This is a genomic window from Halomicronema hongdechloris C2206, from assembly GCF_002075285.3.
Classification (GTDB): Bacteria; Cyanobacteriota; Cyanobacteriia; order Phormidesmidales; family Phormidesmidaceae; genus Halomicronema_B; species Halomicronema_B hongdechloris.
Genome location: NZ_CP021983.2, coordinates 627665 through 639251 on the forward strand (window position 1 = coordinate 627665; position 11587 = coordinate 639251).

The following is an 11587-nucleotide window of genomic DNA, read 5'->3' on the forward strand; positions in this document are numbered from 1 at the left end:
TCAGGGGTAACGCTGAAACAACATACTGCCAGGCAATTGCATCACGACACCCATTACTTCTAATTGAGTCAGTGCGCTGAGTACCTTCTCTGGCGGCAGCTGAACCTCCTGCACTAGAGCATCTAGGGACATTGCTTCTAGGCTGAGAGCTGCAAAGATCGGCTGTAGCGGTTCTGGTAACTGCAGAGTTGCTGCTGCTGCAGAAGGTACAGCATCAAGGGGTGGGATGGTCCCGAGATCGGCTAGTAGTGTCTCCTCGTCCAAGATGAGTTGGCTACCGTCGCGGATGAGTCGTAAACACCCTCGACTGTGGGGGTTATCCAGGCTACCGGGTAGAGCATAAACATCGCGCCCATACTCACTGGCTAGCCGTGCCGTAATCAGCGCCCCAGACCGATGAGGGGCTTCTGTAACTAGGAGAGCTCGACACAGTCCGGCAATAATGCGGTTACGGCGTGGGAATTGACTGCGTTCAGGGGGAGTGCCTTGGGGATATTCGCTTAACAGTAGCCCCTCGGCTTTTATTTGATGATAGAGACCCTGATTGGCACGGGGATACACCACGTCTAGGCCGGTGCCTAGAACGGCTAGGGTGTGTCCCCGTTGCTGTAGACAGGCTTGGTGAGCTTCTCGATCAATGCCCTCGGCTAGTCCAGATACGATGGTAAATCCCTGACGGGCCAATTGAGCACTGAGTCGGCGTGTCCAGCGTTTGCCATATTCGGAAGGGCTACGGGTACCAACGATGCCAATGGCAGGACGGTACTGAAGGGCTGACAATAGTTCGATCTGACCGCTGTAATAGATCACTGGTGGCGGATCGGCGATCTCGAAGAGGATCTGGGGATAGAGAGGATCCGCTGGGGTAATGAAGGGGAATTGGGTTGCCTTCTGTTGAGCTAGTAGTTTTTCTGGCTGCAGATGGGGCCGCTTGGTTTGAATCATCTGTCCCAATTGAGGACCGATGCCGTCTACGGCTAGTAGCTCTGGGACGGGAGTTTGCCATGCGATCGCAAGACTGCCGCAATGATAATAGAGCCGTTTCAGGAGTACCGGACCAAGGCCGGGTAATGTCGACCAGGCCAGCCAGTAAGCACGTTCGTTGGTCAAGATCCAGAAATCCCCAAAATCCTATCCCTAGGATGCCCAACTCAATAGCTGAACTTTAGCTGAACTTTGCCCCAGCCTAGACTCAAAAGCTTATATGAAGAGACCTGTCTGCCCTCTAGCTGGGCCTGATTGAGGGATTGTATGGCCTACTCTGTTGTCAGGAGTTTGCAGCACGCTGTTGCTTCAAATACTCAAACACTGACTTGTCCCCGATGTCTGGGGGAATCGCCTGAGTCACCTTACGTAGAGCAAAGACGACAAACAGCATAGCCCAGGCAATCAGCAAGGCCTGCTCCCAAGCTAAGGGCCATAACCCCACCAGATGTCCCAACAACAACAACGGCACCAGGGGAGTGAGGAATTTTGTCTCCAGGCGATCGAAGCAGAAGGCTTCCTTGAAGAAAATACCGGTCAGAGCGGCGAAGGTAAAGCCGACCCCCAGCAACGTCAAGGGTTGCTCATATACCGTCAGGAGAAAAGGACGAGGATCGCCATGGGCAACCCCCAGAGAGGCGAATCCGCCGATTAGCCAAAATATCTGCAAAGCCCGGTGTAACGGCTGTAAGTAGATGTGAATCGTAGCCAGGCTTATCCCCAATCCTAGCCACAATACCGCGTACAGGACGCTGAGGCTGCGCCACACCCAGGGCTGCGGCCCATAGGCCGACACCAGCCCTATGGCGATGGCGAAGGCCATGGCAGCCACCACCAGCCCCGCCCGGTAAATGATGACCCCGCGGCGGTCAGCCTCAGTAATGACAAAAGAGCCAAACTGCCCCTCGTAAACGACCGTATCTGGAACTGCTCTGTCTGCCATATCCATGGGTCGATCTCTAGCCACCTCATCCCTATCCTAACGGGTCTGCTGTCAGAGTAAGCGGCAACTCTACCAAGAACTCGGTCTGATAGTTGCTACTGCTGACCTCAATCACCCCATCTAGGAAGATCACGAGCTTCTGTACCAAAGCCAGTCCTAGGCCAGTGCCCCCCTGTTTCCAGGGATCAGCGCTGGGAACTCGATAAAACTTATCGAAAATCCGCGGCAGTTCCTCTGAGGGAATTTCGACGCCAGTGTTTGTCAATCGAAACTGCACAGTGGCAATTTCCTGCACCTTGGCCGGACTAACCTGCAGCCGAATGGTCTCCCCTGGAGGCGTATATTTGCAGGCATTGTGGAGTAATTCCGCTAGCACCCGCTCTAAACTAGCCGCATCGGTGACAAGGGGAGCCAGCTGGGGCGCAATTTCAAGGGTTAACTGTTGCTGACGACTGCTGGCCCTGGCCTGAAACCCATTGACGACCTCAGGAAGCCAGACGGTGAGATCTAAGGGGCGAGGATTAATGGGATGGTTGCCCACATCTAGTCGCTGTAGATCGAGGAGGTCATTAATCAGACTGATTTCTCGCTCGCATTCTTCCTGCAGAATCTGAAAGTAACGGGCTACCCGCGATTGTTCTAGTTTGGGCTTCGCCAGATCAGCCTTGAGCCCCAATTCGTGATCCAGGGTGACCCCTAACAACTGCAAGGCCACCCGCATACTGGTCACTGGGGTCCGCAATTCATGGGAAACGGTGCTGAGAAAGTCATCTTTTAGCTGGTTCAAATGCTCTAATTCGGCGACTTGAGACTGGGCTGCCTGAAAGAGACGGGCCTGACGAATGGCGATGGCGCATTGGTTAGAGACCTGCTGCACCAGGCGAATTTCCATTTCTTCAAAGACATAGTCTTTAGCGTTAATCAACCAGAGATCTCCGAGGACGCCGCGGTCATCTAAAACAGGACAAGCCAGCATGGCCACGTGACCCCGGACCGGATTGGGATCTTTGGAACAAAACTGAAAACACAATCCCTCTAAAAGCTGGTGATAAATTTCTGGAAAGGCTTCCATTTGAGACACCCGTCCCCGGGAAGACGCCAGGGAGGTATTGTACTCGTAGTAAATAGTCGATGTCCCCTGTTCTAGGTCATAGAGGGCTGTATTTGACCCTTTCACCCCCAGGGCCTGGGTCAGTTCTTTAACGGCGGTCTGGAGAATTTGTTTTTCATCGAGACTGTCCCGCACCCGGTCAGTCATCCGCTTCAAGGTGGCTTCAAAGTCCAGGGCGGTTTGGAGCTGGGTGGTGCGATGTTCTACTTGGCGTTCTAAGGCCGTGTTTAGCTCCTGGATCTGATAGTGCAGTTTCATCTGGCGGATGGCACTGCCCACCCGGGTAGTCACTTCCTGTAGGGCCTCGATTTCCCAGGTATGCCAGGGGCGAACCTGGCTACAGTGGTGTACCCAGAGAAGCCCGCAGAGACTCTCATCTTGGGCAATGGGGAGCACTAATAAGCTTTTAATTTGGTATTGGCTAATCAGGGGGCGATAGTCTGCTGCCAGGTTAACGGTAGTCACATCGTCTATGATCCAGGGTTTACCCTGATGGCATCCCTCCCAGTCCCTGGCCAGAGAGGCTAACCGGGTTAGGGATTGAGTCGCCAGAGGAGGTACTGACGCCCCAACGGACTCAGCCAAAATCCCGGGGTTACTAGCACTGCAGCTGTAGAAGATGACCCGGTCAGTCTGTAGAAAGTGCCGAACTTCAGCTACTGTGGCATTTAACAGTTGTTCGGGACTGGGAGATTGTAATAGGTGTTGTGCGATCGCACTTAGCAAGCGCTCTCGCTCCGCTTGGCGCTTCAGGGTCAAATCGGCTTGTTTTGCCTGGGTAATATCCCGCATGGTGCCCACCAACCGGGGATATCCCTCAGGATCGTGAAACAGCGTCAGTTTAGTCGAGACGATGTGGATTTGGTTGTGAGCATCGGTGATGGTTGCTTCCTGTTCGTATTCGAGTCCTGTCGTCAAGACATAGCGATCGGCCAAGTAGAACAGATCGGCCTCAGGCGGGGAGAAAATGTCATGTTCTGAACGCCCCAGCAAGGCTTCTCGAGGATGACCAACCAACTGACAATAGGCATCATTAACCATCAACCAGCAATGCTGCTCATCCTTGACGAACACAGGATCGGCTAAGGCATTTAGAATACGGTCTACATTCATCTGTGGATCCACTAGACTCCCGCCTATTACTGATGACGGCCCAGATGACGGCCTAGACTCCACTGGTCGATGCTCGATCTCTGATGGCGTATTTGTAGGTGAACGCCAGGGCTGATGTTGAGTCATAGGACATTGCCACAGGTTGCCAAAGTTAACAGGGTCTGCATGGCCATTGCTTACGTCTATTCCCTAGTTCAGAGAATTGGGCACCATCCCTGGCCCAGCCTGCCTCACTGCAACTAATTTCAGCGTAGGTCTTGCGGTCACGGGGACTCAGCTGCGGCACTAGACCAGATGCTCACCCTAACTATCTTGTCTTGATCTACTATTCCCAGCCTGCGGTGGGAACGCGCAGATATTGCTAGGCCAATGCTAAATCTTTATGATTCCCTGATAGATATCATGGTGGCTCCAGTGGCCACTAGAGATTCATGGCTCTCGCCATGCCTGCAGCTGTAGGTATACCAATCCTATAGCTATTAAGAGTAGTACTGTGGCCACAGCGGCGGCATAGCCGAAGTCGAACTGGGAGAAGGCTTGTTCGTAGGTGTAATAGACCAGAATATTGGTGGAGTTAAGCGGTCCTCCCCCAGTCATCACATACACCTGTTCGAAGCTGCGCAGGGTAAAGATAACGGTAGTCACCGTGGCAAACAGTAGAGTAGGGCGCAGCCCAGGCAGGGTAATGTGCCAAAACGCCTGCCAGGGGCCAGCACCATCCAGTTCTGCCGCTTCATAGCGACTCCGGGGAATGGCCTGTAATCCTGCTAAAAACACCACCAAATTGAAGCCTAGCTGTTTCCAACTGCTTAGAAGAATGAGTACCGGCATGGCCCAGAGAGGGCTATTGAGCCAGGGGACAGGGTCTACCCCCCAGGTTATGAGCAGATGATTAATGGGGCCATCATTCTGGAACAACCAGCGAAAGCCCAGACCTACGGCCACCAAAGACGTCACCGAAGGAATGAAGTAGGCGGTCCGCAGTAGACCGCGTAGGATAACTGTCTGATTCAAGATGACAGCTAACCCTAGGGGCACCCCAAGACTGGGGATGACTGTGGCTACGGTGAAGTAGAGGGTATTACCAAGAACTTGCCAGACATCGGGATCTAAGATTAATCGCCGGTAATTGTTGAGCCCATGCCACTGCAGCCCGGCTCGGGTAAAACTGCCGGTCGTAAAACTGAGGAACACCAAATAGGCAATGGGCCAGACGACGAAGATTGCCAGTAATATCAGGGCCGGAGCTAAGAGCGCCCACGCGGTGATGGCTCCAGCAGAAAGCCGGGCTGCGACCATTGCATCTTCCTGGCGCTCTTCCTGAGTCATGACCAAATCCCTCCCGTAATGCCATCATGATAGGCTGCTCCCGCTACCGTCAAAAAAAAGGGCCAGGGGCCGCAGCCACCTGGCACCGATGGGATTGAGAGGAGAACACCAGGCAATGTCGGCGCTAAAGCCCGCCTTGGGGTCCAACTGACAGCCAGTATAGCTTGTTGAGATTTATTGTCAACATAATTGCAATAATTTCTCAGCGAAGCTGTCTCCAGAAGCTGTCTCCATTAGCCAAATTTCAGGTGCTGTAGCGTCGGGGTATCTTCGCGGCAATGGTTAATATCAGGGAGCCCAGGCATCCGTGAAGTTTCGCCCCAGTCAGTAGTATATCCGGGTCTGCCCCATCCCATCATCAACTCAGTTAGGAGGCATTGCGTTAGGAGACATTGCTAATATAGCTAGGACTGCACAGCGGCAATTAACCGACCATGGCTCCCTTGCAGCTCTCTCTTGTGCCTCACTGGACTCTTAGAGTACGATCCGCGGCGAAGCTGGGAAGTCTTTCCCGATTCCCTTAGCTACCAGATTCCCTTATATTTTAAGGAGAGTAGCGTTGCGACGATGGAGCCACGATCATGGCAATGCCTTTCCATCATCCTTGGCAGTGGTTAAGGATCGTCACGGGTAGCTTGGTTTGGGCTTTGGGGGTGGCCGGATTGCTATGGGTAGCCTCCCCGGCCTATGCCACTGGAGTCTATCAGATGCCTGATCTCTCCGCTGGAGAGGACACCTGGATCATTGATGACGCCAACCAGATCAGCCGTCTGAATGAAGGGAAAATCAGCACTGCGTTGAGCCAGCTGGCCACAGAGACCGGTTATGAAGTGCGCTTAGTCACCCTGCATCGGCTTGATTACGGCGAAACGGCTCAAACCTTCACGGATGAGTTATTCCAAACCTGGTTCCCGACCCCAGACGAGCAGGCCAATCAAGTGCTTTTGGTGCTAGACGACGTCACTAACAGTGCTGGTATTCGGGTCGGAGCTGCCGTTGCAGAAACCCTAACTCCCGACACTGCTACAAGCATTGCCGAGGAAACAGCGATTGTGCCTCTGTTAGAGGATAATAAATATAATCAGGCGCTGTTAGATGTCGTCGATCGGGTAGTTCCCGTTTTGTCTGGAGAAGCTGACCCTGGTCCCCCAGTATTCGATGATGCCTATGATGCCGAAGGGACCTTTGCCACGGCTGAAGAGACAGACGCCAACCGTAGCAATGCTATAGTGTGGGTAATTGGCCTATTGATAGCCGCTACCGTGATTCCCATGGCTACCTACTATCTTTATTTAGCCATTGGCAATTAGTCCTGTACGTAGTCTTGGTTATTGATGAGGGCAATTTCAGCCCTGACAAATTCACGGCCTAGGTAGGCGGCATGATCTAAGTAGTGAATTGGACAAGGCATATCAGGATTTTCGAAAATAGCAATGCACAGCTCTTTAGCAGTACGGCCGGTGTATAGCCGTGTCTCTTGTCGATTGACGCCGCCTCGGGTGGGCAAGGGCTGACCGGTATCGGGATCGCAGGCTAGGCCTTTCTCATTGATGGTATTGGTGAAGTGTTTGGCGCAGATGAGGCCCTGATCGCGATCTAAGTAGATCAGGAAGTAACCGCCAGGATCCAGCTTGATAAACCGCTTGGACAGCTTGTTATCTAAGGCAGTTAAGTCGGCTTCGGTTGGTGGATCAGGGGTTAAATTCGGTGTCATGGGCATCAAGAGACTCCCTTGAACAATCTGATCGATACAGTTGGCAGCCCGGAGCACACTGGCTTGAGCTGACTCTCGGAGTTCTCTATTTTATCGCGTTGTGCCCTCTAGGCGTTATCAGACTGCTTTAAGGGCAAGTCGCGGTTAATTGCGTCAATTTCCTCGGCTTCCATGGCATTGACTTCCTCGATATAGGTGTTAAGGAGGGTATGTAGCCGTGGTTCATAGAATCGATGCAAGCTGGTGTTAGGGGTCGCAGGGAACCCCCGTCGTTTTTTATGGCGACCTCCGGCTCCAGGATCAAACCATCTAAGCCCTTGTTCAATGGCCCATTCGATGGGGCAATAGTAGCAGGCATTGAAGTGAAGATGGTTGTAGTCTTCTAGACAGCCCCAGTAGCGACCATAGAGGCGATCTCCCTTGACCAGGCAGAAGGACATGGCCAGAGGCATTTGTTGGAGGGCTATAGGGTCACCAGCTTCGTAGGCGGCGAAAAAGACGATGCGATGGCAGTAGTGGGGATATAGTTGCTCAAAAAAGCGCCGAGTCAGATATTTGCTCCCCCACCAACCAAATTTGTCGCAAGTATCGCTGTAGAAGTCATACATGCGACTGCATAATCGTCGGGTAATGGCATCTCCTGTGAGGGGAACTAGCTGCAGTCCGGCTTTTTCCACAGACTTACGCTCTCGCTTAATATTGCGGCGCTGATTGGCTCTGAAGGCTCCTAGGTAGTCGTCGAAGCTCTGATACCCCTGATTTTGCCAGATGTAGCTGTGGTGTAGCCAAGGCAGGTAACCCAAGGATTGCATCACAGAGCGCCATTGCGGATCGACATAGAGAAAATGACACCCGGAAATCTGGTTGCGATCGCAAAACTCATCAATCGCCTGCACCATAATTTCCGTAATCGTGAATTCATCCTCCCCAGGAGCAATTAGAAAACGGTAGCCTTCAGCTGGGGTAAAGGGGGCCATGCCCAATAACTTGGGATAGTACCGCACCCCTAGGCGATGGGCCAGATCGGCCCATTGGTAATCGAAGACAAATTCGCCATAGCTATGGCTTTTGAGATACAGCGGCGCTGCCCCCACCAAGGTGCGATCGCGCCAAACCGTCAGATGATTTGGAAGCCAGCCAGCATTTGCTACGGCGCTTCCCGAGCCCTCTAAAGTATGAAGCCAAGTCCATTCGAAAAAAGGTGTTGTCAACGGGAGGGCTAAGGCATCCCACGCAGTCTGGGGGACCTCATCAATGTGGCGAATCCAGGTGACCGCGTACTGAAGCTGAGGACGACGTGGAGTCATCAGAGCTAGAGACAAACTTAATTATCCTCTAGCCTACTGGAATTCTCTGGGGACTGCAGCGACCGTGGTAGCAAGCGATAGTGTAAAAAGACCTCATCGGTCACCGAGCGCACTGATACCAGCTGTAGTCGGGGAGCAGCCGTCACCAAGAATCCTGAGCCATCGACCAGGGTTGGTGCAGTGTGGCCCCCCAACAGAAGTGGACAAACAGTCACCACCACCTCATGCACCAAATCTTCCGCGAGTAAAGCCGCCACCAACGCACCGCCTCCCAGGACAGCTATATTTCTTAGTCCTAGTGACCCTAGCTGAGCCATGATGTGACGCCAGTTTCCATCCTGGGCAGCTGGAGCCAGAGGTAAAATGCGCTCAAACTCAGAGCGCTGTTGCCACCTCCTGGCCCCCATTACCGTAGTCAACAGCCAACGAGGAACCAATTGACGAAAAAATCGACACTGAGGATCAAGATCACCAGAACGCGAGCAAACAATATTAACGGGTTGGGGGAGCTGGCCCCATTGTTGTCGTTGCTGTAGCAGAGAAGGCTGGCGCACAGTCAACGTTGTGCCATAGGCCCGTAGAGTTGCAGCCCCGAACAAAATTCCATCCATTCTGGCGATATGGGCCTCCAGATGGGCTAAATCCTGAGCAGAGGAAAATCGCGCTGCCGAGCGTCGGTAGTCAGCGATCTTGCCATCAACACTCATGGCTAAAATCACAGTAGTATAAGGGCTTAGCAACTGTTCAGAAGAACCCAGCATGACATCAGAGCAATGGGAGATAATAAGATATATTTTTCATCGAATCTAAGTAGCTTGAGATCATCTATCAGTGAGAGCCAAGGTTACTCCTGATGCTGTCCTGACAGAGATGTCAGGCCCTAGTGTTGAGGTACAGTTCACCGTTCCCATAGTTGACCATGCTATGTGATGGGTCTGGGTCAGCTAATAGAGCCCCAAGCTCTCCCCCATGCTGCTGCCACTGAATGTTCACCCCCTGAAATGGTTCATCCTCGTCCTCAATCCTTTCGCCGGATCCTGCTATTGCAGATTTTATTGCTGAGTATTCCTATTCTGCTGCTCGGTCAATATGTCACTTTGCGTAAAGCCCGCACCAGTTTGTTGGAAACAGCTCGTCAAAATCTTACCAGCAGTGCCATTCGTAAAGCTGCCGACATTAGTCGTAGTATCCAATCCCTTCAGAGTAGTTTGCAGATAGTTACTCAAACCAATGCCTTACAAACGGGGTCCTTAGCTGAAATTCGCCAAGCTATCCACCAATATGCTAGCCAGATGCCTCAGGACATCGACTGTATCCAGCTCAGTGATGGTCGTACCCATGCCATTACCCTGAACACCTGTAATGCCCCCTTACTGTCGACCCCATCAAATCTCCCTTGGCTCACAGGTGAGTCTCCTGTCAGAGGCAACAGCTTTTCATTAATTGATACTGGGGTCTTGGATGCTAGTGGCTCTTCAACTCCCCTATCGCCTGACACAGAAGCCCAGACGATTATTCCAAAGGCCAGTTCAGAAGACAGCTATACCTGGCTAGAAGTAATCATTGCTGCCCCTGTATATGCTGCTGATGGCACTCTACGCTATACCCTCAGTTTGAGAGCACGACTGCCTCAGCTCGAAAATACCAGCGCTCGCTCTCTAGTCGGCGACACTGTCATCATTGATGACAATGGTCTAATACTCACCCATCCAGACCCAACTCAAATTGGTCAATCCATCGATACCCTGGGTGATGCCGATCGACTCAATAGTATTGTAGGCAACGTCAAAGCCGGCAACAGCGCCACCTTACACTTGTTTCGATTCATGCCTGATGGCACTGAATGGCTGGCAGGGTATACAGGGGTACAGGTGCCGCAGTCCCCCACCGAACAGCAACTCTGGACAGTCTTAGCAGTTACCCCCCTAGAACATGCCTTACAAGGACTCAAAGATATTCGCCAAGGATTGATTCTCTTAACTCTGGGCCTATTGACCGCTAATGGCCTCCTAGCCCTGTTTATTGCTCGTGGCCTTTCGTTACCCATTGAGCGCTTGAGTGACTCCGCTCAAAAGGTGCAGGATCTGGCCCACCTAAAAACTGTTCCAGAAGACTTTCGTATTTGGGAACTCAAACATCTGGCTCGGGTATTGAATCGTATGATCAAACGCCTAGACGAAGGCGCCCAAGAACTGAAACGGGCTTGGCAGGATGCTCAGTTAGCCAATCAACTCAAGAGTGAATTTCTCGCCAACACCTCCCATGAATTACGAACCCCTCTCAATGCCATCATTGGCTGTATTCGATTGGTGCGAGATGACTGCTGCGATAGCCGCGAGGAAGAGCTTGAGTTCCTAGACCGAGCAGACGCAGCAGCTATTCACCTATTGCGAATCATCAACGATATTCTAGATATTGCCAAAATCGAATCAGGGACCCTCTCCCTGAAACCAGAGTTAATCGATTTACGGCAGATTTTACGGGAAGTCGTCGACCTACAGTCCCTACAGATCCAACAGAAGTCACTGCAGTTCATATACCCTGAGATTCCTACAGCCATATGGATTTTGGCGGATCGGGCTAAGTTAAAGCAGGTGTTGCTCAACATTATCTACAATGCCGTTAAGTTTACAGAGGAAGGGGGCGTAGAGGTGCAGCTACAGACCCAAACGGCAGACCACACCGATTCCGATAATGATTTGAATGCCCGCTACGTTATTGATCCGTTGGTGCCGCTCCCCAGGGTAGTCGTCGCCGTTCGAGATACGGGAATTGGGGTCGATCCACAGCAGCAGCACAAACTATTTCAGCCCTTTGTCATGGTAGATGGATCGACCACTCGCCGATTCGAGGGCACTGGATTAGGATTGGCTATCTCTAAGAATCTTGTTGACTTAATGGGCGGTAGCATTCACCTCTACAGCCAAGGAGTAGGTCAGGGCACAACTGTGTTACTGGTATTGCCCTTGGCAAACCCACCCGATACAGAAGACGCATCAGGGGATAACAACGGGGCCATCGTCGATAGGCTCCCCAGTCCATCCGGTTCCATGACCTCTGCCGAACGATAGGGGCTCATCAGCCGA

General features: G+C 52.3%; 9 protein-coding genes. 2 read left to right on the plus strand and 7 right to left on the minus strand.

Features of this window, described 5'->3' with window-relative positions; all coding sequences use genetic code 11:
• The 4 genes from dprA to XM38_RS03000 all read right to left on the minus strand — a co-directional run bounded on the left by dprA (position 1) and on the right by XM38_RS03000 (position 5450).
• A complete protein-coding gene (gene dprA / locus XM38_RS02985; RefSeq protein WP_080809173.1) occupies positions 1 to 1110 on the minus strand; it encodes a DNA-processing protein DprA in 1110 nt (369 codons plus the stop codon).
• Positions 1111 to 1267: 157 nt separating this feature from the next.
• Positions 1268 to 1927 (minus strand): DUF2301 domain-containing membrane protein, encoded by a 660-nt coding sequence (locus XM38_RS02990; RefSeq protein WP_088431494.1) that lies wholly within the window; start codon positions 1925 to 1927, stop codon positions 1268 to 1270.
• Between the two features lie 31 nt (positions 1928 to 1958).
• Entirely contained in the window at positions 1959 to 4151 is a 2193-nt protein-coding gene (locus tag XM38_RS02995) for a sensor histidine kinase (protein ID WP_187329253.1), read from the minus strand.
• 429 nt (positions 4152 to 4580) lie between these two features.
• Entirely contained in the window at positions 4581 to 5450 is an 870-nt protein-coding gene (locus tag XM38_RS03000; protein WP_080809235.1) for a carbohydrate ABC transporter permease, read from the minus strand.
• Between the two features lie 611 nt (positions 5451 to 6061).
• Between XM38_RS03000 and psb32 the strand changes: the two genes are divergently transcribed.
• Positions 6062 to 6790 (plus strand): photosystem II repair protein Psb32, encoded by a 729-nt coding sequence (gene psb32 / locus XM38_RS03005; RefSeq protein WP_080809167.1) that lies wholly within the window; start codon positions 6062 to 6064, stop codon positions 6788 to 6790.
• On the opposite strand, the gene XM38_RS03010 is transcribed toward psb32, so the two are convergent.
• The 3 genes from XM38_RS03010 to XM38_RS03020 all read right to left on the minus strand — a co-directional run bounded on the left by XM38_RS03010 (position 6787) and on the right by XM38_RS03020 (position 9262).
• Entirely contained in the window at positions 6787 to 7194 is a 408-nt protein-coding gene (locus XM38_RS03010) for a DUF4346 domain-containing protein (RefSeq protein ID WP_080809232.1), read from the minus strand. The genes psb32 and XM38_RS03010 overlap by 4 nt on opposite strands.
• Before the next feature lie 107 nt (positions 7195 to 7301).
• Entirely contained in the window at positions 7302 to 8501 is a 1200-nt protein-coding gene (locus tag XM38_RS03015; RefSeq protein ID WP_202978811.1) for a GNAT family N-acetyltransferase, read from the minus strand.
• 17 nt (positions 8502 to 8518) lie between these two features.
• Complete coding sequence (locus XM38_RS03020; RefSeq protein WP_080809164.1) at positions 8519 to 9262, minus strand: RibD family protein; 744 nt, start codon at positions 9260 to 9262, stop codon at positions 8519 to 8521.
• 240 nt (positions 9263 to 9502) lie between these two features.
• Between XM38_RS03020 and XM38_RS03025 the strand changes: the two genes are divergently transcribed.
• Positions 9503 to 11572, plus strand: coding sequence for a sensor histidine kinase (locus tag XM38_RS03025; protein WP_187329254.1), 2070 nt, complete (start codon positions 9503 to 9505; stop codon positions 11570 to 11572).
• Positions 11573 to 11587: the final 15 nt, after the last annotated feature.

Coding starts and splice junctions, on each gene's coding strand:
- XM38_RS03000 (WP_080809235.1), bottom strand. CDS start 5,450: ATGGTCGCAGCCCGGCTTTCTGCTGGAGCCATCACCGCGTGGGCGCTC.
- psb32 (WP_080809167.1), top strand. CDS start 6,062: ATGGCAATGCCTTTCCATCATCCTTGGCAGTGGTTAAGGATCGTCACG.
- XM38_RS03010 (WP_080809232.1), bottom strand. CDS start 7,194: ATGACACCGAATTTAACCCCTGATCCACCAACCGAAGCCGACTTAACT.
- XM38_RS02990 (WP_088431494.1), bottom strand. CDS start 1,927: ATGGCAGACAGAGCAGTTCCAGATACGGTCGTTTACGAGGGGCAGTTT.
- XM38_RS03015 (WP_202978811.1), bottom strand. CDS start 8,501: ATGACTCCACGTCGTCCTCAGCTTCAGTACGCGGTCACCTGGATTCGC.
- XM38_RS03025 (WP_187329254.1), top strand. CDS start 9,503: ATGGTTCATCCTCGTCCTCAATCCTTTCGCCGGATCCTGCTATTGCAG.
- XM38_RS03020 (WP_080809164.1), bottom strand. CDS start 9,262: ATGCTGGGTTCTTCTGAACAGTTGCTAAGCCCTTATACTACTGTGATT.
- XM38_RS02995 (WP_187329253.1), bottom strand. CDS start 4,151: ATGAATGTAGACCGTATTCTAAATGCCTTAGCCGATCCTGTGTTCGTC.